We start from the raw sequence: 25,658 nt of genomic DNA on the forward strand, positions 1-25,658 counted from the left end.
CCCTGCGCTGTCAGCCTTGTCCTTTCTGTTGACGATAAGCCAGCTGTGCGCGGCTGATCCCCAGCAGGCGCGCCGCTGCCGAGAGGTTGCCGTCGGCGCGTTCGATGGCCTCGGCGATCAATCTCCTTTCCATCTCCGGCAATGTCAGTGCAGCAGGTTCACCCGCTGCCTCGGGCTGCCACTGCCGCAGCACATCCAGCAATCCCCGCGCCGTCGGCGACGCCGTCGGGTGCGCGACGGATTTCTCCACTGACTTTCCGGCCAGCATTCCAGTCTCTCCCTGCAAGGCCAGCGACAGCACTTCATCGTTGAGCCGTTCGCCGCTGATGAACATGTGCGGCAGGTCCAGCGGATGGCCCTGCGCCAGGATCACCCCACGTTCGATCAGGTTCTGCAGCTCGCGGATGTTGCCGGGGAAGCTGTAGTTCAGCAGCGCCTGGATGGCGCGCTGGGTAAAGCCGCGCACGGCGATGCCATGACGCTGGCCATACAGTTTCAGGAAGTGGTTCATCAGCAGCGGGATGTCATCGCGCCGTTCGCGCAAGGGCGGCAGATGGATGGGGAAGACATTGAGCCGGAAGAACAGGTCCTGGCGGAAGCGTCCCTCGCGCACCGCCTGCGCCAGGTCTTCATTGGTGGCGGCCACCACGCGCACGTCCACCTTCACGGGGCGAGCCGATCCGACCCGTTCGAATTCTCCCTCCTGCAAGACCCGCAGCAGCTTGCCCTGCGCCACCAGGCTCAGCGTGCCGACTTCATCGAGGAAGAGCGTGCCGCCATCGGCCAGCTCGAAGCGGCCGGCGCGCGATTGCGTGGCCCCGGTATAGGCGCCGCGTTCCACCCCGAACAGCTCAGCCTCGATCAGGGTCTCCGGAATGGCGGCGCAATTGATGGCGATGCAGGCGCGTTGGGCGCGCTTGCCGATTTGATGCAGCATGCGCGCAAAGCGTTCCTTGCCGACCCCCGACTCACCCGTGAAGAGCACCGTCGCATCCGTGGCCGCGACCCGGTTCAGCAGGTGGCAGGCGGCATTGAAGGCCGATGAGGTTCCTACCAGCGCGCTGACCAGATCGGCGGCGTCGTCCTGTTCGTCAGCGCCTTGCGCATCGGCCTCGGCAGTGGTGTCGACGTCGCTGGCCAGCATGCCGGAGCCGACGAAGTCCTGGGCGTTCAGATAGCGCAGGTCTTCCTCGGCATTGCTCCACAGCTCCGCCGAGCGGCCGATGACGCGGCAATGCGCTGTCCCCATGGCGCGGCATTGCACTTCGCGGAAGATCACCAGATGCCCCAGCAGCGTGCTGACATAGCCGATCGCATAGCCGACCTGCTGCCAGCAGGAGGGCGCAGTGGCCACGCCATAGGCGGCCAGGTGTTCATCGGCCTCGCAGGAGTTGTGCCAGAGGAATTCCCCTTCGTAGCGCCCGGTCTCGGGATCGTAGCTGAAGTTCACCGGCACCACCTTGACCAGCCCCTCCAGCGTATGCAGCCGGGTGCCGGCCATGAGGATGGTGGAGGGATCGGCGTCGGGCCAGCGCTCGCGCACCAGTTGCGCATCGCGTGCGCCGGAGATGTAGCCGGCCCGGGTGAGCAGGCCGCGCGCCTGGTCGATGCCGAGCTGGTCGATCAGCTCGCGGCGCAGCGTGCCCATGCTGCGGCTGTGGATGAGCAGCATGCGCTGGTCATTGAGCCAGATGCGGCCATCGCCAGGCGAGAAGAACAGGCATTCGCTCAGGTCGGCCAGGGTCGGATGGGCGTCCACGCTCCAGCGATCGGTGCCGGCCGAACTGAGTCCGCCGCCCTGGTGGCGCGCCATCTCGGCCAGGGATATACGCGGGGAAGAGGGCATGAGCGGGCTCCTGTCAGGGCGGATGACTTCATCAAATGATGAAATGCAGTGGGCCCGATGGTTGAAGAATTTCAGCATTTGCGCAAGCTGCACCGCGTCATGCGCCTTGCCGGTGTGCAGCATGACGCCCACCAAAAACCAACTCCCGCCGCCTCCTACACGACCTGCCATCGTGCTGCAAAGCCGCATCGGCGGGCGCTTCCCGGTCTGGCACAGGCTTTGCAGAAAGACTCCTGAACCCGCGGGCAGGGCAAGCGCTTCCTGTCGATGCCGGGCTGATCACAACAAAGGAGACCGCAGCATGCAGGCAAGTCCGTTTCTCGATTCCGCGCAGTGGCAACAGCATTTGTTCCGTGGCCAATGGGTGGCCGCCGCGCAGGGCGCAACCGTCATCGAACCAGCCACCGGCCAGCCCTTGACGCAGGTTGGGCTGGCCAGCCCGGACGACGTCAGCACCTCGGTGGAACTGGCGATCGCGGCGCAGGCCGCCTGGGTCGCCATGCCGCCGCGTGAGCGCGCCGACATCTTCCGCCGCGCCGCCGGGCTGTTCCACCAGCATTTCGACGAGCTGGCGCGCATGGTGGCGCGCGAGACCGGCGGCGTGCTCTTCAAGGGCGAGCACGAGGTGCGCGAAGCCATCACCCTCTGCCATCTGGCCGCCGGCATGCCGCTGCAAGCCCAGGGCCAGTTGCTGCCCAGCACGCCTGGTCGCCTCAGCATCGCCCGGCGCGCACCGCTGGGCGTCATCGGCGTGATCTCGCCCTTCAATTTCCCGCTGATCCTGACCTTGCGCACGGTCGCACCGGCGCTGGCGGCCGGCAATGCGGTGGTGGTCAAGCCCGATCTGCGCACGCCGGTCTCGGGCGGCTTCATGCTGGCCCGCATCTTCGAGCAGGCGGGTTTGCCCACAGGTCTGCTGCATGTCATGCCGGGCGGGGCCGAGACCGGCGAGGCGCTGGTCACCGCGCCAGGGGTGCCGATGATCGCCTTCACCGGTTCGCCAGCGGTGGGACGGCGCATCGGCGAACTGGCGGGCCGGCATCTGAAGAAGCTGTCGCTGGAACTGGGCGGCGCCAATGCCCTGGTGATCCTGGAGGATGCCGATCTCGACGTGGCCGCCAGCCACGCCGCCTGGGGTGCGTGGCTGCACCAGGGACAGATCTGCATGGCGGCCAACCGCATCCTGGTGCATGCCTCGCTGGAAGAAGGGCTGCTGCAGCGGCTGGCGGACAAAGCGCGTCATCTGCCGGTAGGCGATGGCGCCAGCGGCCAGGTCGCGCTGGGACCGATGATCGACGAACGTCAATTGCAGCGCGTGCATGCGCTGGTGCAGGAGAGCGTGGCCGCCGGTGCGCAACTGGTGGCTGGCGGACGTTACGAACAGTTGTTCTACCAGCCCACCGTGCTGGGCGGAGTCAGGCCGGGCATGCGCGTCTTCGAGGAAGAAATCTTTGGGCCGGTGGCTAGCGTCATCCGCTTCGACAACGATGAAGAAGCCATCGCCCTGGCCAATCGCAATGCCGGCGGTCTTGCCGCCGGGGTGCTGTCGCCTTCGGTGGGCCGCGCCATGGCGGTGGCGGCGCGGCTGCGCCAGGGCATGGTCCATGTCAACGACCAGACCGTCAACGACGAGTGCGTCAACCCCTTCGGCGGCCCCGGCATCGCCGGCAATGGCGCCAGCGTAGGCGGCCCGGCCGACTGGGAAGAGTACACGCAGTGGCGCTGGACCACCATTCGCCAGCAAGCCATGCCGTATCCCTTCTGAGACCCACAGACGCATTCCTGAAAATCAACTAAATCATATAAATCATTATTCCAAGGAGGCCAGCATGAACCTGCAAGACAAGACCGTCGTCGTCACGGGCGTTTCTTCCGGCATCGGCGCGGAGACCGCGCGTCAGTTGCGCGCACAGGGCGCGCGCGTGATCGGGGTGGACCGCAATGAACCGGCCATCAGTGTGGAAGCCTTCGTCCAGGCCGACCTCTCCAGCGCCGAGGCCATCGACGCGGTAGTCGCGCAACTGCCCGAACGCATCGATGCGCTGTGCAATATCGCCGGCGTACCCGGCACGGCAGAGGCGCAACTGGTGGCGCGGGTGAACTACCTCGGCCTGCGCCACCTGGTCCAGCGCCTGACGGCGCGCCTCTCGCCAGGCGGGGCCATCGTCAATGTGGCCTCCATCCTGGGCGCGGAATGGCCGCAGCGGCTGGAGCAGCACAAGGCCCTGTCGCAGGCCGCCAGCTTCGCCGAGGGCGCGGCCTGGCTGGCGCAGCATCCGGTGGCGCAGCAACACTGCTACCAGTATTTCAAGGAAGCCCTGATCGTCTGGTCCATGACCCAGGCCCAGCCGATGTTCCTGCAGCATTCGGTGCGGATGAATTGCGTCGCGCCCGGCCCGGTGTTCACGCCCATCCTGGGGGACTTCGTGACCATGCTGGGCCAGGAGCGGGTGCAGAAGGATGCGCATCGCATGAAGCGTCCGGCCTATGCCGACGAGATCGCCGCAGCCATCGTCTGGCTGTGCAGCGATGACAGCCGCTGGATCAATGGCGTGAACCTGCCGGTAGATGGCGGACTGGCCTCGACCTACCTGTAGGCGGCCACCGTTCCTAAGCGATCCGAAACGATCCCAAGCGATAAAAAATAACAGGAGACAACACCATGAGAGAGCACCGCAAGCACGCCGCCGCCCTGGCGCTGACCCTGGCCTTGCTGCCCGCGCTGGCCAGCGCCTACGACCAGCCCACCGTCAACATGGGCGGCACCAGCTTTTTCGACGGCGCGCCGCTGCCCGGCGGACCCGGATTCTATTTCGTCGAATACCTCACCTACAGCAAGGCCACCAAGCTGGTGGACAACAACGGCAACCGCCTCGGCTTTCCTGCCACTCAGGACATCAGCGTCTTCGCGCCCGTCACCCAGTTCATCTACGTGCCGCCCGGCGCCAAGTTCGGCAACAAGCAGCTGGGTTTCCAGGTGCTGGTGCCATGGGTGGCCAGCGCCAAGGTGGACGATGGCGCCAACAACGCCATCCTCCGTGGCAATACCGGCATCGGTGACATCAGCGCCGGCGTGTCTGTGCAGTACGATCCCGTCATGGGAGCGCAAGGCCCGCTCTATGCGCAGCGTTTCGAGTTGCAGTTCATCCTTCCCACCGGCGCCTATGACCGCAACGCCACCGTCAATCCGGGCAGCAATACCTGGTCCTTCGACCCATACTGGGCCGGCACGCTCTGGGCCAGCCAGAACCTGAGCTTCAGCTGGCGTCTGCACTACCTCTGGAACGCCCGCAACAATGCGCCCAGCGCAGCCTTCGGCAACAACGTCAGTTCCACCCAGGCCGGACAGGCGGTGCATGCCAACTTCGCCGCCGAGTACGTGCTCAACCCGACCTGGACCGTGGGTGCGGCCGGTTACTGGCTGCAACAGGTCACCGATACCAAGGTCAATGGCGCCGATGTCAGCGGACGCCGCGAACGCGTGGTCGGGCTGGGGCCGGCGGCGATGATGCGGCTGTCCGAACGGGACCTGCTGTTCTTCAATGTCTACCAGGAGTTCGCCGTGCGCAATCGCGCCGAGAACAGCAAGTTCCAGATCCGTTACGACCATCACTTCTGAGCGTTGCCGGCTTGGCCTGCGGCTCTGCCTGCTTTCCTACAGCAGGCAGAGCCGTTGTCCGCTTAACGACGTGCGCTACCGCAGAGATACTGCGCCCAATGACGGCACGCCCACGTGCCGCGACCAGAAGGGAGAGCCGTATCATGCCAGCCACCGATCCATCCAAGCCCGACCCGCACGCCAGCACCGGCGTGGCCGAGCTGTTTCACCGTTTCAGCGAAGCCTGCGCCCAGGCCGTGGGCAGCTCCTGGACCTTCGTGGTGGCGCTGGGCGTGGTAGTGGCGTGGGCGGTGACGGGACCGATGTTCGACTACTCCGACACCTGGCAATTGCTCATCAATACCGGCACCACCATCGTGACCTTCCTGATGGTGTTCCTGATCCAGAACGCCCAGAATCGCGACGCCCAGGCCACGCAACTGAAGCTCGATGAACTGATCCGCGCCCTCCAAGGCACGCGCAAGCAGATCATGGATGCAGAAGATCTGTCGGACGCAGAACTGTCCCGCCTCAAGAAGGAGTTCGAGCGCATGGGCGAACATCCCGACGATCCGGTGCGGCAGCATCTGCGCAAGTCGCTCGGCCAGGGGCCGAGGCCGCCGGTGGAACATCCGCCGCGTCATCTGCGTTGCGCTGCGCCGCCCCCGGCGGCGGCGCCTTCGGCGAGCAATTTCCAGCCCTCCGCCGGACGCGCGCCGGGCAAGCCCGCCATACCGCGCCAGGTCCAGCACGAGGAATACAGCCAACCGCTGCGCGCCAGCCAGCGCCAATGGACATGAGTCGCGCGGCCCTCGCGATCATGCGGGCCTATCGGTTTGATAGCTCCAGGCGATTGTTCCACAACCCGGAACACTCAATTCCCTCCAGCAGGGTTTTTCTCCCGCGCGCGCTTACGTAGACTTCAGTCCATCGATGAACGACATCGCAACGCAAGAAACGATGCGGTTCTAGACACCGGCATCGGCCGACCGACATCCCGGCGCGGCGCCCATCAGTACCTGAGGCAAGAACCCCAAGCTCGTAAAACAAGAAAGCAAGAAAGAGGAATTCATCATGCTGCATCAACTGTTCTCGCGTAGCCTGTCCGTCTATCCACGGGTCTACCTGCAATTTGCCGCTCTGGTCGGTCTGCTCATTGCCGCCGAGTTCAGTTTGAGCACCCTGTCCATGATGCTGACCCAGCGCGCCGTCCATCGCGTTTCGCAAGGCGTGCGCCGTCGCCGTGAAGTCCAGCGCCGCCAACGCGATGCTGACACCAGCGGCAATTGCTGCGCCTGAATTTCGCGCAAGTATAAGTATTTAAGTAATTGACAGGCCAACAAAAAAGCGGCGCACCCACCGGGGTGTGCCGCTTTCGCTCGTGATCCATCAAGGCGCGTGGCGCACCTCACTTCAGTTCAGCTCAGATCAGATCAGATCAGAGCCCACGCTCCAGCAACTGCAACTGCTCGCGGAAGGCGGGTTTCAAGCGATACAGCTGCGCCGGGCGATGCGCGCCGCTGCTGTCGAACTGGCCATCGACCGGGTCCAGCATGTCCATCTCGGTCATCTTGCGGCGAAAGCTGACCTTGTTGATGCTCCCGCCCATCAACACCTCATAGACCCGCTGCAACTGCGGCAGGGTAAAGACCTCGCCCAGCAGATGGCAGGGCAGGGAAGAATATTGGCTCTTGCTGCGCAGGCGCGAGACCGCCGTCTCGATGATGTCGCCGTGGTCGAAGGGCAGGGGCGGCAGGCGATCCACGCTGTAGAGGCGCACTTCATGGCGCTCGGCCTGGGCGATGGTGGCCGCCGGCACCAGGGCGTAATAGGCAATCGACACCGACCAGCCGCGCGGATCGCGGGCCGCGCCGGAGAAGGTGGCCAGCTGTTCCAGATAGGGCGCGGCGATGCCGGTCTTGTCCAGCAGCACCCGGCGCGCCGCATCGCGGGCATCGGTATCGGTGCGCGCATGGATGTAGCCGCCAGGCAATGCCGCCACACCCTTGAAGGGCGCGTGTTCGCGCTTGAGCAGCGCCACTTCCAGTCCCTCGGCTGTGAGCGTGAGCAATACCACATCGACCGTACAGATCACCGGATCCATTTTTCTCCTCGCCTTGTCCAAGTCTGGAAGTCTAATGGCACTTAGTGTCATTGTGAATCTATTTGTTGCAATTTACTAAATATGCAAGCAACAGCAGGCGTTAGCGGAAGAATTTCTAGCGATCTTGTTAGTTGCAAAATGAAATTAAGTGGTCTACACTGGCTTCACCGTAACCCGACGCACTCCGAAAGGTGGACACCATGAAGCGCTCCCTGCATCTCCTCGTGATCGATCCGCAAAACGATTTCTGCGACCTGCCGGCGTCCTGGCGGCCTGTGGACCCGGCCACTGGTGGCACGCTGCAACCGGCCTTGCCGGTGGCGGGCAGCCATGCCGACCTGCAACGGGTGGCCGGCCTGATCGACCAGGGCGGCGCGGGCCTGTCGGCCATCAGCATCACCCTGGACGCCCACCATAGGCTGGACATCGCCCATCCCACCTTCTGGCGTCAGGGCGACGGATCGGCGGTCACCCCCTTCACCCAGATCGAGGCCGCGCAAGTGCGCGCCGGCGCCTACCTGCCGCGCGATCCGCAATCGCTGCCGCGCGCGCTGGCCTATCTCGATGCGCTGGAGACCGCAGGCCGTTATCGCCTCATGGTCTGGCCGGTGCACTGCGAGATCGGCAGCTGGGGCGCAGCGGTCCATGCCGATGTGCGCGCCGCCTACAACCGCTGGGAAGAACGTACGCTGGGCGTGGTCACCAAGCTGGGCAAGGGCAGCAATCCCTGGACCGAGCACTATTCGGCGGTCATGGCCGAAGTGCCGGATGACGATGATCCGGCCACCCAGCTCAACCGTGGCTTCATCGCCACCCTGGCCCAGGCCGACGCGGTCTACATCACCGGCGAAGCCGGCAGCCACTGCGTGCGCGCCACCACCGAGCACATTGCCGCCAATCTTGACGCCGCCGGGCGCGCCCGCCTGGTATTGGTGACCGATTGCATGAGCCCGGTGGCCGGCTTCGAGGCGCAGTACCAGGATTTCCTGGCCGCCATGTCGCAGGCCGGCGTGCGCCTGGCCACCTCGGCGCAGGTGCTGCAGGAACTGCAAGCCAACGCCTGAACCGTTCAACCCCTGCAAGGAGTGCCCATCATGGCGCCCGTCGTCCGTAGTCTGCTGGAAACCGATCTCTACAAGTTCACCATGTGGCAAGCCCTGCTGCACAGCCACCCTGGTGCGCAGGCCGAATACACCTTCGTCTGCCGCAACCAGCCGGCCTTCCCGCTGGCCGAACTCAAAGAGGACGTGGAGCGCGAGCTGGACCACCTGTGCAGCCTGCGCCTGAGCAGTGAAGAACTGGACTACCTGGCCCAGCTGCGCTACATGAAGAGCGACTTCATCGATTTCCTGGCGCTGTTCCGCTTCCAGCGCAAGTTCATCGAGGTCAGCACCGACGGTGACCGCCTGTGCATCGTGGCCCGGGGGCCGCAGGTGCATGTGATGGGCTTCGAGATCTTCGTGCTCTACATCGTCAATGAACTGTACTTCCGCCGTGTCGGCCATGCCGGCGCCATCGACGAGGCAAGGCGTCGCCTGCAGGACAAGATCGCACTGCTGAAGTCCTTTGCCAGCGAGCCTGCGGGCCGCCATCCCTTCGAGTTCTTCGACTTCGGCGTGCGCCGTCGTTACAGCGGCGCCTGGCAGGAAGAAGTGGTGGCCACGCTGGCGCGCGAAGTGCCGCAGTATTTCAAGGGCAGCTCCAATGTGTGGCTGGCCAAGCAGTACCAGCTCGTGCCCATCGGCACCATGGCCCATGAATACCTGCAGTCCTACCAGTCCTTCGGCGTGCGCCTGCGCGATTTCCAGAAGGCCGCGCTGGAGGCCTGGGTGCAGGAATACCGCGGCGACCTCGGCGTGGCGCTCACCGACGTGGTCGGTATGGACGCCTTCCTGGCCGACTTCGACCTGTACTTCGCCAAGCTCTTCGACGGCCTGCGCCACGACTCCGGCGACCCCTTCGAATGGGGCGAGAAGGCCCTGGCGCATTACCGCAAGCTGAGGCTGGACGCCAACACCAAGCGCCTGGTGTTTTCCGATGGCCTGGACCTGCCGCAGGCGCTGCGCCTCTATCGGCACTTTTCCGACCGCGCCATGACCGGTTTCGGCATCGGCACCAACCTGAGCAACGACACCGGCATCGCGCCGCTGAACATCGTCATGAAGCTGTCGTCCTGCAATGGCCAGGCCGTGGCCAAGCTGTCCGATTCGCCGGGCAAGACCTTGTGCAAGGACGAAACCTTCCTGGCCTACCTGCGCCAGCTGTTCGGCATCGCCGCGCCGGCCCTCCCTGCTTGAGCCGCTGCGGCGGCAGAAAGGACGCATCATGCTTCGCATCGCCATCGCCCAATGCAACCCCACCATCGGCGACTTCGAGGGCAATCTCGGGTTGCACCTCGATGGCCTGCAACGCGCCGCCCAGGCCGGGGCCGACCTGGTGGTCTTCCCGGAGCTGTCGATCTGCGGTTATTACCCCGGCGATCTGCTGGAAGAATCCCGTTTCCTGGCCCGCGCCGAAGCGACCCTGCAAGACGTGATCGACGCCACCCGCCGCCTGCCCGGGCTGACCGCCGTGATCGGCGCACCGCGCCGCAATCCCGGTCCGGGCAAGCCACTCTTCAATGCCCTGCTGGCCGTACGCGAGGGCCTCATCGTGGCCGAATACCACAAGCAATTGCTGCCGGTGTATGGCGTCTTCGATGATGGCCGTCACTTCGAGGCCGGCCCGGAAATCGCCTGCGTCTTGCCGCTCAAGGGCATGCGCGTGGGCTTCCTGATCTGCGAGGATGGCTGGAACGATGACCTGCGCAGCTACCGCGTCAACCCCTTCGAGAAGCTGGCCCAGGCCGATGCGCAACTGGTGGTCTCCATCAACGCCAGCCCCTCCGATGTAGGCAAGCGCAGCCAGCGCCACGCCCTGTTCCAGGCCGCCTGCCTGCGCCGCCAGATGGCGCTGCTCTACGTCAACCAGGTCGGCGGCCAGGACCAGTTGGTCTATGACGGCGGCTCCTTCGCCATGTCGCCCTTGCAAGGGCTGGCCTTCGAAGCCGCGCGCCTGGCCGAGGACTTCCAGGTGCTGGCTTTCGAAGGCGGACGCTTCCTGCGCAGCGATGGCGTGGGCGCGCCGCAGTGCATCGACCAGACCCTGGCCACGCCCGAATTCCATCGCCGCCAGATCTTGCTGGGCCTGCGCGACTATGCGCGCCGCTGCGGTTTCGGCAAGGTGGTGGTGGGCTCCTCGGGCGGCATCGATTCGGCCGTGACCATCGCTCTGGCCGCCGAGGCGCTCGGTGCGCAGAACGTGGTGGCGGTGACCATGCCGTCGATGTTTTCCAGCGCCGGCTCGGTCGATGATTCAGAAACGCTGTGCCAGGCCCTGGGCGTGACGCTGTTCCGCCACCCCATCGCCGACCTGGTGCGCGAATTCGAGGATGGCTTTGCCACCGCCTTCGGCGCACCCCTGCGCGGACTGCCGCTGGAAAACCTGCAGGCGCGGGTGCGCGGCGCCATCCTGATGGAATATTCCAACGGCTATGACGCCCTGCTGCTGACCACCGGCAACAAGAGCGAGATCTCGGTGGGCTATTGCACCCTGTACGGCGATACCAACGGCGGGCTGGGCCTGATCGGCGATCTCTACAAGACCGAGGTCTATGCGCTGGCGCGCCACCTCAATGCCCAGGCAGGCCGCGAGATCATCCCCGCCGCCATCATCGACAAGGCGCCGTCCGCCGAACTGGCGCCCGACCAGCGCGACACCGACAGCCTGCCGCCCTACGAGGTGCTCGACGAGATCCTCAAGTGGCACATCGAGGGCAGCCGCCTGCCCGCCGATGAAGCCCAGGCCGCAGCGCGTACGGTGGAGCAGCTCAGCGGAACCGACACCGGGGCTGCCCTGGTCGAACGCATCTGCCGCATGGTGGCGCGCAATGAATACAAGCGCCGCCAGTCGCCGCCCGTGATCCGCCTGCGCTCGCGCGCCTTCGGCAGCGGGCGGCAGATTCCCATTGCCGTGCGCTACTGAGGCGCGGCGTGGCGATACCGGACCTCGACTGCCGTTGAACCCTGTTGAAAAAATAAAGGAAGGCGCATGCCCATCTTGACTCCGCAATACGATGCCGCCGTGGTGATCGGCCGTTTCCAGCCCGTCCACAACGGTCACCTGCACCTCTTGCATCACGCGCTGGAACGCGCGGCCATGGTGATCGTGGTGCTGGGCTCGGCCTTCCACGCCCGCAACACCAAGAACCCCTTCACCTGGGAAGAGCGCGCCGCCATGATCGCCGGGGCCATGCCGCCGGGCCAGCGCGAGCGCCTGCGCTTCGTCGCCACCCGCGATTACTACGACGACCGCCGCTGGTCAGCCGAAGTGCGCCGCCAGGTCGCCGCCGAAGCGGGCAGCCAGGCGCGTGTCCTGCTGGTGGGGCATTTCAAGGATGCTTCCAGCTACTACCTGCGCCACTTCCCGCAATGGCAGCTGGAAACCCTGCCGCGCGCCGACGACATCGATGCCACCGACATCCGCAACGTCTGGTTCGAGGCCGAGGACCTGGAAGTCAGCCTCGACGTCCTGGACCCGATGGTGCCGCCCAGCGTGCGCCACTACCTGCGCGCCTGGTCGCTGCTGCCGCATTACGCCGCGCTGGTGGAAGAACATCGCCAGTTGCGCAAGTATCACGCCGCCTGGGCCGCCGCCCCGTATCCGCCGGTGTTCACCACCGTCGATGCGGTCATCCGCGCCGCGGACCATGTGCTGCTGGTGCAGCGCAAGGGCTTTCCGGGGCGCGGCCTATGGGCCATTCCTGGCGGCTTCCTGGACCAGCGCGAACGGCTGATGCAGGCCGCCCTGCGCGAACTGGCCGAGGAAACCAACCTGGCCGTGCTCGACGTCACCCTGGAAGAGGCGCTGGTGGACGTCAAGATCTTCGATCATCCCGACCGCAGCGCACGCGGACGCACCATCACCCACGCCTATTATTTCGACCTGCGGCTGGAACACCTGCCCGAGGTCGAGGCTGCTGACGACGCCGCCCAGGCCGTCTGGACGCCCATCGACCAGCTGGCCGCCATGGAAGCGAGTTTCTTCGATGACCACTTCCACATCCTCGATACCTTCCTCAACCTCACCGGCGCCGACTGAGACCATGGCGACCGCATTGCCCGCCCTGATGCCGGCCAGCCTGCAGCGACTGCTGCAAGCGCGACTGCCCCGCGTGATCCAGCGCGAGCCCGATGAGGACGACGCCAGCCGCTGGCGTCACTGGGAGATGGGCGGGCGCACCGTGCAGATCGCCCAGCCGGTGACCTTCACGCCCTATGCCTCGGCGCGGCCCTGCTCGGCGCGCTGCCGTTTCTGTTCCGAGACGCTCAACGATGGCGGAGCGCATGCGGCGGCGCTGCGTCCCGGCCCGCACTACGCCGCGCAATTGCGCCAGGCGCTGGCGGCCTTGCGCGGCCTGCCGCTGTCGTGGTCGCTGTCGGGCCTGGAGACCACCGATGATGCAGGCTGGATGCTGTCCATGCTCGATGTGCTGCAGGAGCACGCCCGTCATTCGCCGGTGCAGGGTAGCGTGCTCTACACCAATGGCGCCGGCCTGGTCGGCTCACCGGGCACGGCGCTGGTAGCGCGCCTGCAGGACTTTGGTCTCGGCTGGGTGGAGCTGTCGCGCCATCATCACGAGGCGGCCGCCAACCAGGCCATCATGCGCTTTCGCAGTGGGCAGGCAGTGGCCACGCAAGAGGGCATCGAAGGCGTGCTGGCGCAACTGACGCAAGCGAGGTCGCAGCTGCCGGTCAAGCTGGTGTGCATCGTGCAGCAAGGCGGCATCGACGGACTGTCGGCGCTCAAGGCCTACCTGCGCTGGGCGCAGCGACAGGGCGTGGCGGCGGTGATCCTGCGCGAGTTCTCGCAGCTGGGTCCGCAGTATCGCGACAACGTCACCGCCCGCTATATCGGCGCCGCCCGCATCGATGTCGCTGAGTTGCTGGCGGCCTGCCTGGCCGATCCCGAATTCAGCGCCGAGGCGCAGTTGATGCATGCCACCTCGGGTTATTACTTCTGGAATGTGTTGCTGCACTGGCGCGGCATGCAGCTCACCTTCGAAGCCTCGGACTACGTGCGCATGCACCAGCGCCACGCCAGCGGCCGCGTCTACAAGCTGGTGTTCCATGCCAATGGCCGTCTGTGCGGCGGATGGAATCCCGATGAGCATGTCCTGCTGGAGGCCGAGGCTCCCGTGACCCCGCGTAGCCGTACCGTGATGCCGCTCATGCCCGCACTCCGGAGCCCGTCATGAACGACAACAGCTGGCTGCACCTCACTGCGCAAGATCCGGCATGGACCCTGCCCGCCGACCTGGCCGGCGTCGATAGCTTTGGCGCGCGCGATTGCGGCTGGGTGGAGCAGATGCAACCCTTCATCGCCCACCTGTGCCCGCCCGAGGGCCGGGTGCTGGACCCGTTCTGCGGCTTTGGCAGCACCCTGGTGGCGGCGCACAGCCAGGGCCGCGCCGGCATCGGCATCGAGGTCGATGGCAGCCGGGTGGCATTGACGCGCCAGCGCCTGCAGCGCCTGTCACCGCAGGCTGCGCAGCAGCAGGTCATCCACGGTGAGGCCACCGCCATCCTGCCGCAGCTGCCGCCGGTCGATCTGGTGTTGAGCAACGTCCCTTACTTCGGCTGCCGCTGGCCCGACCAAGCCACAGCGGCACAACCCGGCCAGCTCTACGCCAGCCAGACCTATGCAGGTTTCCTGGGCATGCTGGAGCGCCTGCTGGCCGGACTGCGCTGTTGCCTGCGCCCCGGCGGCTGGCTGGTGCTGTGCGCCGAGAACCTGCGGGTGGGCGAACACTTCGTGCCGCTGGCCTGGGACCTGGCGCGGCTGATGGCCGACCGCTTCTGCTTCGTGGAAGAACGCATCCTGATCTATGACCGCGCCAGCCAGCCCGCAGCCCCCGGGCAGATGCGCAGCAACCGCGCCCATGAATACGCGCTGCTGGCGCGTCATCTTCCCCCTGCCATCGACACGGCGCAGACCCTGGCCGTGCTGCAGGCCATGCAGAGCGCCCATCCTGGCTTTGTGGTCTACGGCAGCTTCGCGCGCTGGCTGCACGGTCTGCCGCTCGCGCATGCGCCGGCCGATGCCGATCTGCTGCTGCCGGATGATCCGCAACTGCTGGTGGCGCTCTGCCATTGGCTGGAGCAGCAGGGCTTTGCGCTCACTTGCTGGGGAGCACCGTTTTCAGCCGCCATGGCCGCCGCTGGCGCCGCGCTGTTGCCGCAGCGGCACTACCTGCGCGCCGTCCGGCTCGACCGTGAAGGCCGTCTGGTACGGCTGGACCTGTGCCTGCGCGACGAACGCCATGACGCCGCCCGCCTTCTCCCGCGTGCCGTCATCCAGGCCGGCCTGCCGCTGATGCCTGCCGAGCTGCTGCGGGACGCTTCCTGAGCTCCACGGTTTTGCCGCCGACTGTCTACCTCTTCCCGTGCGCCCTATGCCAAAATGGCATGGGGTGCGGCCCATGCCGTTTCGGTATAGTGGCTGACGTTCCAAGAGAAGGTCGCCGCCAGGCACAACGTGGCCGGCGCCAGAGACAAGCCGTCGGACCAGCGCGGCCACACAATAGGGGCAGGGGCAACAATGGAAATCAAATGGGTAGAGGACTTCCTCTCCGTGGTCGAGACGCTCAACTTCAGCCGCTCGGCCAAGCTGCGCAATGTGACGCAGCCGGCCTTCGGACGCCGTATCCGTTCGCTCGAAACCTGGCTGGGCGCAGAGCTGTTCGACCGCTCTTCCTATCCCTGTACGCTGACCCAGGCCGGCGAATCCTTCGTCCCCATCGCCAAGGAAATGCTGAACCAGTCCATGCAGGCGCGGCTGGTGCTGCGCGGCCAGCTGGCCGGGGCGCAGTCGGCGGTGCGCCTGGCCATGCCGCATACGCTGCTGCTGACGGTCTTTCCCAAGCTGCTCTCCGAGATCGAGAAGTCCATCGGCGCCATCTCCACTACCGTCATGGCCGGCAATGTGCATGACGCCGTCATGGCCCTGGTCGAGCGCAACTGCGACCTGCTGCTGTGCTATGACCACCGCCAGCAGGGCATCGCCCTCGATACCGAGCGCTACGACGTGCTCTCGCTGGGCAAGGAGCCCTTGCGGCCCTACGTGAAGACGCTGCCCAATGGCCTGCCCAAGTATGTGCTGCCCGGCGCGCCCAATGATCCCCAGCCTTTCCTCAGCTATTCGCCGTATTCGTCGCTGTCGCGCATCGTCGAGAAGGCGCTGCATTCCAGTCCGCGCCAGGTGCATCTGTTCCGCCGCTTCGAGACCGACCTGGCCGAGGGCTTGAAGAGCATGGCCGTCGAAGGCCATGGCATCGCCTGGCTGCCCGCCAGCGCCGTGGCGCGCGAGATCGCCGAAGGCAAGCTGACCCTGGCCATCGCCCCCACCGACAGCGAAGCGCTGGAGCAGGGCCTGTGGTGCGACGAGATGGACATCCGCGTCTATCGCCGCCTGGATGGCGCCAATCCCGACATCGACCGTATCTGGAACTATCTCAAGGCCGAACACGGCTAGCCGATTTTCGTACCCAGTGAACCCATGAAGGATGTAGCAATGAAATTCCTGAGCAACCAGCAGATCAGCGAACTGCTGACCACCGAAGACGCCATCGCCGCCATGCGCGAGGCCTTCGCCAGCGCCGCCGAGGGCGCGCACCAGGGACGCGTGCGCACCAGCGCTTCCAATGGCGTGATGCTCTCTATGATGGGCGCGGTGATCCCCGCTGCTGGCATTGCCGGGGCCAAGGTCTACACCACCATCAAGGGGCAGTTCCGCTTCGTCATCCAGCTCTTCTCGACCGAGACCGGCGCACCGCTGTGCACCATGGAAGGCGACGCCATGACCGGCCTGCGCACCGCCGCCGCCACCGCCGTGGCCTGCGATGCGCTGGCGCGCCCCGATGCCCAGGTCCTGGCCGTGATCGGCACGGGCGTACAGGCGCGTTCGCACATCCCGGCGCTGCTGCAGGTGCGGCCCTTCAAGGACGTGCTGATCGCCGGCCGTTCCGGCCAGCAGGCGCTGGCCGAGGAAGTCACCCGCACCCTGGGCGTGCCGGCGCGCATGGTCAGCATCGACGAGGCCGCCGCCCAGGCCGACGTACTGGTCACCGTGACGCGCTCGGCCACACCGCTCTTCGACGGCAAGCTCTTGCGCCCCGGCGCCTTCGTGGCCGCCGTGGGCGCGTCCAAGGCCAATGTGCGCGAGCTCGACGATGCCGCCATCGGCCGGGCTGCCGCGCTGTTCGTGGAATGGAAGCCGCAGGCCCAGCAGGAAGCCGGCGACCTGGTCCAATGCGCGCCCGGCGTGTTCGACTGGGCCCAGGTGATGGAACTGGCCCAGGCCGTCGATGGCAGCATGCCCTACCAGCGCCGTCCCGACGACATCGTCATCTACAAGGGCATCGGCATCGGCCTGGAAGATGTGGCGCTGGCGGGATTGGCCTATCGCAAGGCGTGCGCACGATACGGCTGGTAAGCACCGGCCGCATGTCCTGATGACAAAGGCGCTGCGCAGGTTCTGCAGCGCCTTTGTCTTATTCTCTTCTTGTCTTATCCACCGCCGTTGCTGAGCTAGGCCGTCGCCTTTGTCCGCGCAGCCACCGCCGGCTTGGCCCGCAAGGCGGTGGCCGTGGCCACCAGCACGATGGCGATGCCGGTCACGGTGCCCAGGGTCACCGGTTCATCCAGCAACAGCCAGGCCCACAGCGAGGCCGTCATCGGCACCAGGAAGGTCACCGTGATGGCCTTGGTGGCCCCTTCGGCAGCGATGAGCTGGAAGAACAGCGCATAGGCGATCCCCGTACAGACCACCCCCAGCACCAGCACCGCCAGCAGCGCGGGCAGCGTACCAGCCTGCAGCGCATGCGGCATCGATGGCGCGGCCAGGGGCAGCAGGCACAGGGCGGCGGCGAACTGGCTGCCAGTGGCCAGGGCGATGGGGGAGATGCCGCCAGCGCGCATGCGCGTGAAGGTGGCCGCAAAGCCATAGCTGACCGCCGCGCCCATGGCCGCCAGCACACCTGCAATCACCATCGCATCGGCCGGGGCAGGGCCGATGCCCACCAGCACCGCCACCCCCACCAGGCCCAGCACGAAGGCGGCGCAGCGCACCAGGCTCAACCGTTCGCCCATCAGCAGGAAACCGAACATGGCCGTAAACACCGGCGCCAGCGAATTCATCGTGGCCATGTAGGCCGAGGGGATGTGCAGCGCCGACCAGGCAAACAGCGCAAAGGGCAGGGCAGTATTGAAGATGCCGATCACCAGGTAGGGCAGCCAGTTGCTGCGCCATTGCATGGGCACCCCGCGCACGCGCGCAAAGGCCAGCAGCGCCAGCGTGGCCAGCGAGGCGCGGCCAAAGGTGGTCAGCATGGGACCGAAGACCGGCGCGGCAATGCGCATGAGCATGAAGCTGGTGCCCCAGATGGCGGCCAGCAGGAGCAGCTTGCAGAGATTGGATGAGGACATGAGGACAGGGCGCGCCCCAGGCGCAGCCAGGCAGAACCAGTCGGACCATGAGTCTAAACCCACTTGCGCACGCCGTCCCGGTACAGTTGCCCTTACTGGACCGGGCCAGTTGCCGGACGCAACAGTGATACGCTTCCCGACGGGCCAACTGTACATGGCGCAGACAGTGAGCTGCTGCTAGCCTGTACAGTCATTTCATCAGGACATCAGGAGAACGTGCATGCTCAAGATCTACGGTCGGGACAGTTCCATCAACGTACGCAAGGTGCTGTGGGCCTGCGCCGAGCTGGGCATTGCCTTCGAACGCGAAGACTGGGGCGCGGGCTTTAGGCCCACCAGCGAGCCCGCCTTCCTGACCATGAATCCCAATGCCATGGTGCCGGTGATCGAGGATGACGGCTTCGTGCTGTGGGAATCGAACGCGATCATCCGCTACCTGGCCAACCGCTACGGCGGTTCGGCGCTCTACCCGGTGCAGGCGCAGGCGCGCGCCCGGGTGGATCAGTGGATAGACTGGCAGGCCAGCGACCTCAACCGTGCCTGGAGCTATGCCTACCTGACCCTGGTGCGCAAGTCGCCCGCGCATGGCAATGCCCAGCAGGTGGCGGCCTCCATCGCTGACTGGACCCGCTTCATGGAAGTGCTGGAGCAGCAGTTGCAGCACAGCGGTGGGTATGTGGCCGGGGCCGAGTTCACGCTGGCCGATATTCCCGTGGGCCTGTCGGTGAACCGCTGGTTTGGCACGCCCTTTGAGCATCCGTCCCTGCCGGCGGTCACTGCCTACTATGACCGCCTGACCGAACGCGAGGGCTTCCGCCGCTACGGACGCAACGGCATGGCCTGATCGCCTCGGGCGCGGTACACTGCCGCCTTGCGCATGCCGCGCCCATTCCCGTCCTGCAGGTTCATCATGGCCACCCGTAAGAAAAAACTGCTCTTCCTTGCCGCCTTCCTGGGCTGTCTGTTGCTGGCCAGTGTGCCGCTGGTGTCCTTGCTGTTCTACTGATCACACCTGGCCGCATAAAAAAAAGCCCCGCGGTCAAAGACCGTGGGGCCAACACCAAATCCACCAGGATTCAGGGAGACATCAGATCGGCAGACGCTGTCCAGGCAGGCGGGTATCGCGGGCCAGCGGGTGATGACGCCATTTCGCTTCGGCGAACAGATAGATCCCTAGCGAAGAAAGCAAGACAGTCATCAGGACAGAGACAACGACGGTCAGCAGGAAGGTGGTGAACATGGTGATCTCCTCAAGACGATTCCATCTTAGGAGATCACCCTGGCGTTGGCTTTAGTGGATTTCCCTAGAAAACGGGCAAGCCGCTCAGGGAATTCCTGAGCGGCTTGCCTGCCTGTCAATGCTGCTTCAATAACGTTCCAGCCAGTGCGCATACGGCGCCGGCAGCGTCCATGAAGGACGCTCCACGCCCAGCTCCTTGGCCGCCTGGTAGGTCCAGTGCGGATTGACCAGGTGCGAACGGCCCACCATCACCAGATCGAGCTGACCATCCTTGACCGCCTGCTCAGCCAGCGCCGGCGTGCCGAAGCCCCAGGCCGAGGACACCGGCACGGCGGCTTCGTCGCGCACCCGCTTGGCGATCGGACCGAGGAAGGCCGGACCCCAGGGGATCTGTACCTCGGGGATGGTGAAGCCGATGGTCACGCTGATCATGTCCATGCCGCTGTCCTTGAACTGGCGCACCACGCCGATGGATTCCATCAGCGTTTCTTCATCGCGGCCATCGTATTCCAGCACGCCGAAACGCACCGTCAGGGCCAGGTGTTCCGGCCACACTTCGCGCACTGCGCGCAGGGTTTCGATGAGGAAGCGGGCGCGGTTTTCTACGCTGCCGCCGTAGAGGTCGTCACGCTGGTTGGCATGCGCCGAGAAGAAGCTCTGCCCCAGGTAGCCATGGGCGAAATGCAGTTCCAGCCATTCGAAGCCGGCTTCACGCGCACGCACGGCCGCATTCACGAAGTCCTGGCGCACCCGGGCGATGTCGTCCAGGCTCATGGCCTTGGGGACCTTGGGCAAGCCACGACCATAGGCGATGGCCGAGGGCGAGAGGGTGTCCCAGCCGCGCGCATCATCGGCGGCGATATGGTCGTCGCCTTCCCAGGGACGGTTGGCGCTGGCCTTGCGGCCGGCGTGGCCGATCTGGATGCCAGGCACGGCGCCGGCGGCCTTGATGGCCTGCACCACCGGCACGAAGGCCTGCCCCAGCGCATCGGACCAGATGCCGGTGCAGCCCGGCGTGATGCGGCCTTCCGGCGAGACTGCAGTGGCCTCGACGATGACAAGGCCAGCGCCGCCACGGGCGATGCTGGCGTAATGCGACAGGTGCCAGTCGTTGACCTTGCCCTCCACGGCCATGTACTGGCACATCGGCGGGACGGCGATACGGTTGCGCAAGCTCACATCCTTGAGCTTGAAGGGTTGGAACAGTGCGGACATGATCAGTTTTCTTGTCAGAGTGAAAAGGCATGCAGCGCGCAGGTTCATGGCCAGCGGCTGCTTCGTTGATTCGAATATATTCGAACAATGGAAGGGAGTATAACCCAGGGTGTATCATCCTGCAGATGCGTCCCTACAAACACCCCGCCACTGATGAATTCGTGCTTGAGCGCGTGCTCTATGCGCTGAGCGATTCGATCCGCCTGGAGATCGTGCGCCATCTGGCGCGCGTGGAATGTGCGACCTGCGGCGAACTCGATGGCGGACGCCCCAAGTCCACCGTCTCGCATCACTTCAAGGTCTTGCGCGAAGCCGGGCTGGTGCGTACCGAGAGCAACGGCACCGCCCACATCAACACCTTGCGCAGCGCCGATATCGAACAGCGCTTCCCCGGCCTGCTATCGGCCATCCTGGCCCAGCAGGACAAGCTGCCCAGCCGTCGCAAGAAGGCCGCCTGAGAAAGACTGAGCAAGGCCGAGGTTCAGAGCTTGCCGGCGGCAATGTCGGCGTCGATCGCAACAAAGGCCGTCGCCATTGCGTACTGTTCCGCCTCCACCGAGGTATTGCCGCGAAAGTCCTCGCACGCCACGCGCCGGAAGGCCACTGGATTGTCATTGCGATGCAGCTGGTAATTGCCTACCCAGGTACCGTCGATCTGTTCCGTGCTGCTGACCCGGATGAAGTAGCCGTGATGCTCGGCCACGTCATTGTCCAGCAGGGTATCGATGACGGCGCGGGCGTAGCCGACCGCCGTTACGTGGGCCGCCGCCAGCGACGAGAAGGGATTGCCGCGCAGGTGCGGCGCAGGCTCGTCATCGATGCTGACCTTGCAGAGGACATCGCCGTTGCGCTGCTCGATGCTCTCTACGCTGATCTGCTTGCCGCGATAGGTGGCGCCGTAGTGGTGGGTCATGGGACTGAAGAGAAAATCGGTATCAGCTGCGATAGTGCGGCCATCGTGCTGCCGGGTCAACTATCCTTGCATGTCAGTCACGTAAAAAAGGACCGGCATGTTTCCATGCCAGTCCTTTCCTTGTTGCATCCTGCAGTCAGGCGGATCGTCGTCAGTGCTGCTTGTCCATCCCCGCCCGCAGCTTGCCCACTTCGCGTTCGGATACCTTGCCGGCCTGGTTGCCCCAGCCCTGGCGCACGAAGGTGGCCAGCGCGGCCGCTTCCTCGTCGGAGAGGCGATGCGCGAAGCCCGGCATGACCAGGATCGACGGCGCCTTCTCGGTGGACGGCGTGCGCGCCCCGGCCAGGATCACATGCAGCAAGGCGCTGGGGTTCTCGGCATTGACCACGGTGGCGCCATCGAGCACCGGGAAGATGCCCGGCGCACCCCGCCCATTGACGAAGTGGCAGGCCGCGCAATTGTCGAGGTAGAGCCGCTCGCCCAGCGTCAGGTCCTTGGCTGCGGTGAGCTTGCTGACCGTCGCGTCGACACCCTGTGGGATGACACGGCCACTGCCGCTGGAAGCCACCGGCGAGAGTGTCTTCAGGTAGGCCGCCATGGCCTGCAAGTCCTCCGGCTTCAGGTGTGCAGTGCTATGTTCCACCACCAGGCTCATCTCGCCGGCCACCGATGCGGTCTTGTTGCGACCGGTCTGCAGGTAGTCGACGATGTCCTGCGCGCTCCAGTGCGGCATGCCGCGCAGCGAGGGCACGGCCCAGCCATTGAGGTCGCCGCCCGAGAGGAACTGCGCCTGGCCGCTGTCACTGGCCTTCTCGTTCATCGCAAAGCCGCGCGGCGTGTGACAGCTGCCGCAATGGCCCAGGCCCTCGACCAGGTAGGCGCCGCGCTTGATCTCGGCGCTCCAGCCATCCTGCTCCCTGAAGGGCTTGTCATTGGCGAAGAAGACATTCCACAGCTTCATCCCCCAGCGGATATTGAAGGGGAAGCTCATGCTGCTGGCCGGCGGCGTGCTGGCCACCGGTTTGACCCCCTGCATGAAGTAGGTGTAGAGGGCGTGGATGTCCTCGTCACTCACCTTGGCATAGCTGGGGTAGGGCATGGCCGGATAGAGTTGCGTACCATCGGCGCGCACGCCATGGCGTACGGCAGCGGAGAACTGCGCCTCGCTGTAGTTGCCGATGCCGTGTTCCTTGTCCGGCGTGATGTTGGTGGAATAGATGATGCCGTGGCCGCTGTCGATGGCCAGCCCGCCAGAATAGGCCGGCTTGCCCGCAGCGCTGTGGCAGGCCATGCAGTCGCCCGCGCGCGCCAGGTATTGGCCGCGCGCCACCAGATCCTGATCGGCCGCCTGCGCTGTGGTCAACGTACCCAGAGCAACTAGCGACCAGGCCAGGGCGGCAAACAATGAAGTCAGTTTTTTCATGTTCTCTTCCCCTTACGCCTGGACCAGCGGACCGGGGTTCTTCAGATACTGCGTCTTGATGGCGTGCGCGGCCATGAGCGTGATGGCGCCGATGGTGGCCGTCGGATTGGCCTGGAAGTTCTGCGGGAAGGCATTGCCGCCAGGGACGAAGACGTTGTGCACATCCCAGGATTGCAGGTACTTGTTCAACGCCGAGTCACGCGGCGAATCGCCCATGATCGCGCCACCGACGTTGTGGGTGGAGACGTACTTGGTGATGTCCCAGTGCGAATCCAGCGCCAGGAAGCTTTCCGACATGTGATCGGGATTGAGCTCCTTGGAAATCTTCAGCACGATGTCGCGCAGGTAGCGCTGCAGCTTCAGCTCGTTCTGACGCCAGTCGAAGGTCATGCGCAACAGCGGCTGGCCCCACGGGTCCTTGTAGTTCGGGTCCAGGTCCAGGAAGTGACCGCGATAGGACATGCAGGTGGTGGTGATGCTGATCTTCATGGAATGGTCGTACCAGTCGATCATGCCTTCCTTCCAGCCCCGGCCCCAGCTCGGCGTGCCCGGCGGCAGCGCGGTGCCGATCGGTGCGCCCGAAGCCTGCGAGCTATGGATCTTGGCGCCGCCGATGAAGCCCAGCTTGACGCCATCGTCGAAGTTGCCCGGCGAGATGTCGTTGAACATCTCGCCCGTGGCCCCTGCGGTGGCGAAGGAATTGAAGTGCTTGTCCTTGAAGAACAGCGTCGCCCCACCATTGGAGAGGAAGGCGTAGTTGCGGCCGATGACGCCGGTCTCGGTGATCGGGTCATAGGGCTTGCCGATCCCCGAGAGCAGCATCAGTCGCACGTTGGCGAACTGGAAGCTGGAGAGGATCACGATCTTGGCCGGCTGGAACACTTCCTTCATGTTCTCATCGACATAGGTCACGCCGCGCGCGGTCTTCTTGTCGGCGTGCAGGTCCACGCGGATGACATTGGCGTTGACCTTGTAGTCGAAGTTGGGCAGGCGCTTGACCACATCGAGGATGGTGGTCTGCGGCGAGGCCTTGGAGTAGTTCAGGCAAGGATACTTGCTGCAGAAACCGCAATAGTTGCAAGGCGCGATCTGCGCGCCATACGGATTGGTCCAGGCCTGCGAGACATTGGCCGAGGGATTGGGGAAGGGATGGTAGCCCAGCTTGCGAGCCACATCGGCGAACAGGGTGTTGTTGTAGGTATCGTGCAGCGCCGGCAGCGGATAGGGGTTCGAGCGCGGACCTTCGAAGGGATCGCCGCCCGGCTGGATCTGGCCGCGCAGGTTGCCGGTCGTGCCAGACAGGCCGCAGACCTTGTCGAAGAAATCGTAGTGCGGCTCGATCTCGTTCCAGGTGAACGGGAAATCCTTGATGCGCATCTCGGGATCGAGATTGCTGTGCTTGTAGGCCTGGTCCGCGTAGGTCTTGAGCTTGAGGTCGGTGGGCGTAGCGCGGATGAGCACCGCAGTCCAGTGCAGGCCCGAGCCGCCCACGCCAGTGCCGGGCGCAAAGGCGCCCCACTTGCGGGTGGGCAGCGCCTGCTGCGCCGTGTTGTAGCGCACCGTCAGGGCGGCGTCGCGCGGCGTGGCGAAGACCTTGTTGCGGGTCGCGTAACCGTACTGGTCGGCCGGCTTGGGATAGGCGAAGTCTTCGGGCGGGCGGTCCGGGCCGCGCTCCAGGGCGCGCACCTTCAGGCCGGCCTGGGCCAGTTCGATAGCCATCAGGGAACCGGCCCAACCGAGGCCGACGATGACGACATCGACGTCGTCGTTGGTGATATCAGGCATGAGTATTCAATCAGAAAGTGACAGGGAGGCAAGCAGTCCAGGCAGCGCCGTTCAGGCGCGTTTGCCCGACAGGCTGACCGGGCCGAGCGGGTACTTCACGTTGTGCTGGTCCACCCATTCGGTGTAGGCCGCACGCGCACCGGGGAAGCCGATGGCGACCCAGGCCTTCATGTCCTTGTTGCCGCCGTACATGGGATCGGCCAGGTAGCCATTCTTGGTATCGCCCAGCAACTGCCCGAAGAATTGCGAAGGCCGCATCGACGTCTCGCCCAGCGCAGCGAAATCCACGCCATTCTTTTGCAGCGCCGTCAGCAAGGCGTCCTTGTCCTTGGCGTCCAGCTGCTCGAAGCGCTTGCCATGCTGTTGCTGGCTGATCTGCTGGGTCAGGCTGATACCGATGCGATAGACATCCTGCGGCGCATAGGGAATCTGGAAACCCAGCGTGGCCGGCGCATCCGTCTGGTGCGGCCCCTGCTGATAGATGTCGCTACCGAGACCGGCATGCAACTGCTGGTCGATGAAGACCGGAACATTGGTTTCCAGCGCACCCGGTCCGCGCCCTTCGGCGGGGATCAGGCGATCACAGGCGGCCAGGATGAAGAGCCATTGGGCATTGTCGAAGAACACCGGCTTGTAGTGCTGCAGCTCGATGCCTTCCAGGCCATCGGCCTTGGCCTGTTTGAGCAAAGGGATCGAGACGAGAGGAACGGCCGCTGCGGTAGCGGCCAGGACGGCACGACGCGAGGGACTGAACTTGGAGGTCATGGTCAATACAGTGGAGGTGGATAGGAGACACCAGCGCCTGCCTCATGACGCAAGGTCATGCGTGACAGCAAGTCAATGGCGGGCAATGGGGAAATGGTCATGTGCCGGGATCGTGGAGTTCAGACAACGCAACTCGTCTCCGGTCTTGCAGACATGCGAGGGCATGCTTGTTCTCCGTCGCGCTCGGCCAGGCCAGGCATGCACGGGAAGCCACTGACGGGCTTGCCGAATGGTAACACATGTATA

General features: G+C 65.2%; 25 protein-coding genes. 16 read left to right on the plus strand and 9 right to left on the minus strand.

Annotated features, from left to right (window positions below; all coding sequences use genetic code 11):
• Nucleotides 1–10: 10 nt before the first annotated feature.
• Nucleotides 11–1,846, minus strand: a complete 1,836-nt coding sequence (locus tag BGK68_RS06650) for a sigma-54-dependent Fis family transcriptional regulator (protein ID WP_075259702.1) — start codon at nucleotides 1,844–1,846, stop codon at nucleotides 11–13.
• A gap of 57 nt (nucleotides 1,847–1,903) precedes the next feature.
• On the opposite strand from BGK68_RS06650, the gene BGK68_RS27340 reads away from it, so the two are divergent.
• The 6 genes from BGK68_RS27340 (at nucleotide 1,904) to BGK68_RS06675 (ending at nucleotide 6,743) form a co-directional block, all read left to right on the plus strand.
• Complete coding sequence (locus BGK68_RS27340; RefSeq protein WP_143432962.1) at nucleotides 1,904–2,083, plus strand: hypothetical protein; 180 nt, start codon at nucleotides 1,904–1,906, stop codon at nucleotides 2,081–2,083.
• A 64-nt stretch (nucleotides 2,084–2,147) separates the two neighbouring features.
• Nucleotides 2,148–3,611, plus strand: a complete 1,464-nt coding sequence (locus BGK68_RS06655) for a benzaldehyde dehydrogenase (protein ID WP_075256431.1) — start codon at nucleotides 2,148–2,150, stop codon at nucleotides 3,609–3,611.
• 64 nt (nucleotides 3,612–3,675) lie between these two features.
• Nucleotides 3,676–4,443, plus strand: a complete 768-nt coding sequence (locus tag BGK68_RS06660) for a coniferyl-alcohol dehydrogenase (RefSeq protein WP_075256432.1) — start codon at nucleotides 3,676–3,678, stop codon at nucleotides 4,441–4,443.
• 65 nt (nucleotides 4,444–4,508) lie between these two features.
• Nucleotides 4,509–5,465 carry a SphA family protein gene (locus tag BGK68_RS06665; protein WP_075256433.1) on the plus strand — a complete coding sequence of 319 codons (957 nt, stop codon included), beginning with the start codon at nucleotides 4,509–4,511 and terminating at the stop codon, nucleotides 5,463–5,465.
• Between the two features lie 143 nt (nucleotides 5,466–5,608).
• A complete protein-coding gene (locus BGK68_RS06670; RefSeq protein ID WP_075256434.1) occupies nucleotides 5,609–6,244 on the plus strand; it encodes a low affinity iron permease family protein in 636 nt (211 codons plus the stop codon).
• 274 nt (nucleotides 6,245–6,518) lie between these two features.
• Complete coding sequence (locus BGK68_RS06675) at nucleotides 6,519–6,743, plus strand: hypothetical protein (RefSeq protein ID WP_041311347.1); 225 nt, start codon at nucleotides 6,519–6,521, stop codon at nucleotides 6,741–6,743.
• 139 nt (nucleotides 6,744–6,882) lie between these two features.
• On the opposite strand, the gene BGK68_RS06680 is transcribed toward BGK68_RS06675, so the two are convergent.
• Nucleotides 6,883–7,548 (minus strand): NUDIX hydrolase, encoded by a 666-nt coding sequence (locus BGK68_RS06680; protein ID WP_075256435.1) that lies wholly within the window; start codon nucleotides 7,546–7,548, stop codon nucleotides 6,883–6,885.
• Between the two features lie 200 nt (nucleotides 7,549–7,748).
• Between BGK68_RS06680 and BGK68_RS06685 the strand changes: the two genes are divergently transcribed.
• The 8 genes from BGK68_RS06685 to BGK68_RS06720 all read left to right on the plus strand — a co-directional run bounded on the left by BGK68_RS06685 (nucleotide 7,749) and on the right by BGK68_RS06720 (nucleotide 17,079).
• Nucleotides 7,749–8,612: a cysteine hydrolase family protein gene (locus BGK68_RS06685; protein ID WP_075256436.1), complete on the plus strand. Its 864-nt coding sequence runs from the start codon at nucleotides 7,749–7,751 to the stop codon at nucleotides 8,610–8,612.
• 30 nt (nucleotides 8,613–8,642) lie between these two features.
• A complete protein-coding gene (pncB, locus tag BGK68_RS06690) occupies nucleotides 8,643–9,845 on the plus strand; it encodes a nicotinate phosphoribosyltransferase (protein ID WP_075256437.1) in 1,203 nt (400 codons plus the stop codon).
• Nucleotides 9,846–9,873: 28 nt separating this feature from the next.
• A complete protein-coding gene (locus BGK68_RS06695; protein ID WP_075256438.1) occupies nucleotides 9,874–11,571 on the plus strand; it encodes an NAD+ synthase in 1,698 nt (565 codons plus the stop codon).
• 66 nt (nucleotides 11,572–11,637) lie between these two features.
• On the plus strand, nucleotides 11,638–12,687 hold the full coding sequence (locus BGK68_RS06700) for a bifunctional nicotinamide-nucleotide adenylyltransferase/Nudix hydroxylase (protein ID WP_075256439.1): 1,050 nt from the start codon (nucleotides 11,638–11,640) through the stop codon (nucleotides 12,685–12,687).
• A gap of 4 nt (nucleotides 12,688–12,691) precedes the next feature.
• Nucleotides 12,692–13,843 carry a hypothetical protein gene (locus BGK68_RS06705; RefSeq protein WP_075256440.1) on the plus strand — a complete coding sequence of 384 codons (1,152 nt, stop codon included), beginning with the start codon at nucleotides 12,692–12,694 and terminating at the stop codon, nucleotides 13,841–13,843.
• Complete coding sequence (locus BGK68_RS06710; RefSeq protein ID WP_075256441.1) at nucleotides 13,840–14,994, plus strand: TRM11 family SAM-dependent methyltransferase; 1,155 nt, start codon at nucleotides 13,840–13,842, stop codon at nucleotides 14,992–14,994. Before BGK68_RS06705 ends, BGK68_RS06710 begins: the two co-directional genes overlap by 4 nt.
• A 192-nt stretch (nucleotides 14,995–15,186) precedes the next feature.
• The gene (locus BGK68_RS06715; RefSeq protein WP_013236491.1) at nucleotides 15,187–16,119 is read left to right on the plus strand and encodes a LysR family transcriptional regulator; all 933 of its coding nucleotides are present in this window, start codon (nucleotides 15,187–15,189) and stop codon (nucleotides 16,117–16,119) included.
• A gap of 39 nt (nucleotides 16,120–16,158) precedes the next feature.
• Nucleotides 16,159–17,079 (plus strand): ornithine cyclodeaminase family protein, encoded by a 921-nt coding sequence (locus BGK68_RS06720; RefSeq protein WP_075256442.1) that lies wholly within the window; start codon nucleotides 16,159–16,161, stop codon nucleotides 17,077–17,079.
• 95 nt (nucleotides 17,080–17,174) lie between these two features.
• On the opposite strand, the gene BGK68_RS06725 is transcribed toward BGK68_RS06720, so the two are convergent.
• Nucleotides 17,175–18,071 (minus strand): DMT family transporter, encoded by an 897-nt coding sequence (locus BGK68_RS06725; protein ID WP_075256443.1) that lies wholly within the window; start codon nucleotides 18,069–18,071, stop codon nucleotides 17,175–17,177.
• A gap of 220 nt (nucleotides 18,072–18,291) precedes the next feature.
• Here BGK68_RS06725 and BGK68_RS06730 point away from each other — a divergent pair, with 220 nt between their 5' ends.
• Complete coding sequence (locus BGK68_RS06730) at nucleotides 18,292–18,915, plus strand: glutathione S-transferase family protein (protein ID WP_075256444.1); 624 nt, start codon at nucleotides 18,292–18,294, stop codon at nucleotides 18,913–18,915.
• A 243-nt stretch (nucleotides 18,916–19,158) separates the two neighbouring features.
• Here the strand turns inward: BGK68_RS06730 and BGK68_RS27985 are convergent, their stop codons facing one another.
• Together BGK68_RS27985 and BGK68_RS06735 are read right to left on the minus strand one after the other, a co-directional pair.
• Nucleotides 19,159–19,311: a hypothetical protein gene (locus BGK68_RS27985; RefSeq protein ID WP_198937167.1), complete on the minus strand. Its 153-nt coding sequence runs from the start codon at nucleotides 19,309–19,311 to the stop codon at nucleotides 19,159–19,161.
• Between the two features lie 126 nt (nucleotides 19,312–19,437).
• Entirely contained in the window at nucleotides 19,438–20,526 is a 1,089-nt protein-coding gene (locus BGK68_RS06735) for an NADH:flavin oxidoreductase/NADH oxidase (RefSeq protein WP_075256445.1), read from the minus strand.
• Between the two features lie 125 nt (nucleotides 20,527–20,651).
• On the opposite strand from BGK68_RS06735, the gene BGK68_RS06740 reads away from it, so the two are divergent.
• The gene (locus tag BGK68_RS06740) at nucleotides 20,652–20,984 is read left to right on the plus strand and encodes an ArsR/SmtB family transcription factor (protein WP_041311346.1); all 333 of its coding nucleotides are present in this window, start codon (nucleotides 20,652–20,654) and stop codon (nucleotides 20,982–20,984) included.
• Nucleotides 20,985–21,007: 23 nt separating this feature from the next.
• Here the strand turns inward: BGK68_RS06740 and BGK68_RS06745 are convergent, their stop codons facing one another.
• From BGK68_RS06745 to BGK68_RS06760, 4 genes are all read right to left on the minus strand, one after another.
• On the minus strand, nucleotides 21,008–21,439 hold the full coding sequence (locus BGK68_RS06745) for a hypothetical protein (protein WP_075259703.1): 432 nt from the start codon (nucleotides 21,437–21,439) through the stop codon (nucleotides 21,008–21,010).
• A gap of 151 nt (nucleotides 21,440–21,590) precedes the next feature.
• The gene (locus tag BGK68_RS06750) at nucleotides 21,591–22,862 is read right to left on the minus strand and encodes a c-type cytochrome (protein ID WP_075256446.1); all 1,272 of its coding nucleotides are present in this window, start codon (nucleotides 22,860–22,862) and stop codon (nucleotides 21,591–21,593) included.
• A gap of 12 nt (nucleotides 22,863–22,874) precedes the next feature.
• Complete coding sequence (locus BGK68_RS06755; RefSeq protein WP_013236483.1) at nucleotides 22,875–24,647, minus strand: GMC family oxidoreductase; 1,773 nt, start codon at nucleotides 24,645–24,647, stop codon at nucleotides 22,875–22,877.
• Between the two features lie 51 nt (nucleotides 24,648–24,698).
• Nucleotides 24,699–25,412, minus strand: a complete 714-nt coding sequence (locus tag BGK68_RS06760) for a gluconate 2-dehydrogenase subunit 3 family protein (RefSeq protein WP_075256447.1) — start codon at nucleotides 25,410–25,412, stop codon at nucleotides 24,699–24,701.
• Nucleotides 25,413–25,658 lie beyond the last annotated feature (246 nt).

It is taken from the genome of Herbaspirillum camelliae (genome assembly GCF_001929405.1).
Classification (GTDB): domain Bacteria; phylum Pseudomonadota; class Gammaproteobacteria; order Burkholderiales; family Burkholderiaceae_D; genus Herbaspirillum; species Herbaspirillum seropedicae.

What these genes read in the sequence shown, in the direction of transcription:
- BGK68_RS06650 (WP_075259702.1), bottom strand. Translation starts at nt 1,846, where the DNA reads ATGCCCTCTTCCCCGCGTATATCCCTGGCCGAGATGGCGCGCCACCAG.
- BGK68_RS27340 (WP_143432962.1), top strand. Translation starts at nt 1,904, where the DNA reads ATGGTTGAAGAATTTCAGCATTTGCGCAAGCTGCACCGCGTCATGCGC.
- BGK68_RS06655 (WP_075256431.1), top strand. Translation starts at nt 2,148, where the DNA reads ATGCAGGCAAGTCCGTTTCTCGATTCCGCGCAGTGGCAACAGCATTTG.
- BGK68_RS06660 (WP_075256432.1), top strand. Translation starts at nt 3,676, where the DNA reads ATGAACCTGCAAGACAAGACCGTCGTCGTCACGGGCGTTTCTTCCGGC.
- BGK68_RS06665 (WP_075256433.1), top strand. Translation starts at nt 4,509, where the DNA reads ATGAGAGAGCACCGCAAGCACGCCGCCGCCCTGGCGCTGACCCTGGCC.
- BGK68_RS06670 (WP_075256434.1), top strand. Translation starts at nt 5,609, where the DNA reads ATGCCAGCCACCGATCCATCCAAGCCCGACCCGCACGCCAGCACCGGC.
- BGK68_RS06675 (WP_041311347.1), top strand. Translation starts at nt 6,519, where the DNA reads ATGCTGCATCAACTGTTCTCGCGTAGCCTGTCCGTCTATCCACGGGTC.
- BGK68_RS06680 (WP_075256435.1), bottom strand. Translation starts at nt 7,548, where the DNA reads ATGGATCCGGTGATCTGTACGGTCGATGTGGTATTGCTCACGCTCACA.
- BGK68_RS06685 (WP_075256436.1), top strand. Translation starts at nt 7,749, where the DNA reads ATGAAGCGCTCCCTGCATCTCCTCGTGATCGATCCGCAAAACGATTTC.
- pncB (WP_075256437.1), top strand. Translation starts at nt 8,643, where the DNA reads ATGGCGCCCGTCGTCCGTAGTCTGCTGGAAACCGATCTCTACAAGTTC.
- BGK68_RS06695 (WP_075256438.1), top strand. Translation starts at nt 9,874, where the DNA reads ATGCTTCGCATCGCCATCGCCCAATGCAACCCCACCATCGGCGACTTC.
- BGK68_RS06700 (WP_075256439.1), top strand. Translation starts at nt 11,638, where the DNA reads ATGCCCATCTTGACTCCGCAATACGATGCCGCCGTGGTGATCGGCCGT.
- BGK68_RS06705 (WP_075256440.1), top strand. Translation starts at nt 12,692, where the DNA reads ATGGCGACCGCATTGCCCGCCCTGATGCCGGCCAGCCTGCAGCGACTG.
- BGK68_RS06710 (WP_075256441.1), top strand. Translation starts at nt 13,840, where the DNA reads ATGAACGACAACAGCTGGCTGCACCTCACTGCGCAAGATCCGGCATGG.
- BGK68_RS06715 (WP_013236491.1), top strand. Translation starts at nt 15,187, where the DNA reads ATGGAAATCAAATGGGTAGAGGACTTCCTCTCCGTGGTCGAGACGCTC.
- BGK68_RS06720 (WP_075256442.1), top strand. Translation starts at nt 16,159, where the DNA reads ATGAAATTCCTGAGCAACCAGCAGATCAGCGAACTGCTGACCACCGAA.
- BGK68_RS06725 (WP_075256443.1), bottom strand. Translation starts at nt 18,071, where the DNA reads ATGTCCTCATCCAATCTCTGCAAGCTGCTCCTGCTGGCCGCCATCTGG.
- BGK68_RS06730 (WP_075256444.1), top strand. Translation starts at nt 18,292, where the DNA reads ATGCTCAAGATCTACGGTCGGGACAGTTCCATCAACGTACGCAAGGTG.
- BGK68_RS27985 (WP_198937167.1), bottom strand. Translation starts at nt 19,311, where the DNA reads ATGTTCACCACCTTCCTGCTGACCGTCGTTGTCTCTGTCCTGATGACT.
- BGK68_RS06735 (WP_075256445.1), bottom strand. Translation starts at nt 20,526, where the DNA reads ATGTCCGCACTGTTCCAACCCTTCAAGCTCAAGGATGTGAGCTTGCGC.
- BGK68_RS06740 (WP_041311346.1), top strand. Translation starts at nt 20,652, where the DNA reads ATGCGTCCCTACAAACACCCCGCCACTGATGAATTCGTGCTTGAGCGC.
- BGK68_RS06745 (WP_075259703.1), bottom strand. Translation starts at nt 21,439, where the DNA reads ATGACCCACCACTACGGCGCCACCTATCGCGGCAAGCAGATCAGCGTA.
- BGK68_RS06750 (WP_075256446.1), bottom strand. Translation starts at nt 22,862, where the DNA reads ATGAAAAAACTGACTTCATTGTTTGCCGCCCTGGCCTGGTCGCTAGTT.
- BGK68_RS06755 (WP_013236483.1), bottom strand. Translation starts at nt 24,647, where the DNA reads ATGCCTGATATCACCAACGACGACGTCGATGTCGTCATCGTCGGCCTC.
- BGK68_RS06760 (WP_075256447.1), bottom strand. Translation starts at nt 25,412, where the DNA reads ATGACCTCCAAGTTCAGTCCCTCGCGTCGTGCCGTCCTGGCCGCTACC.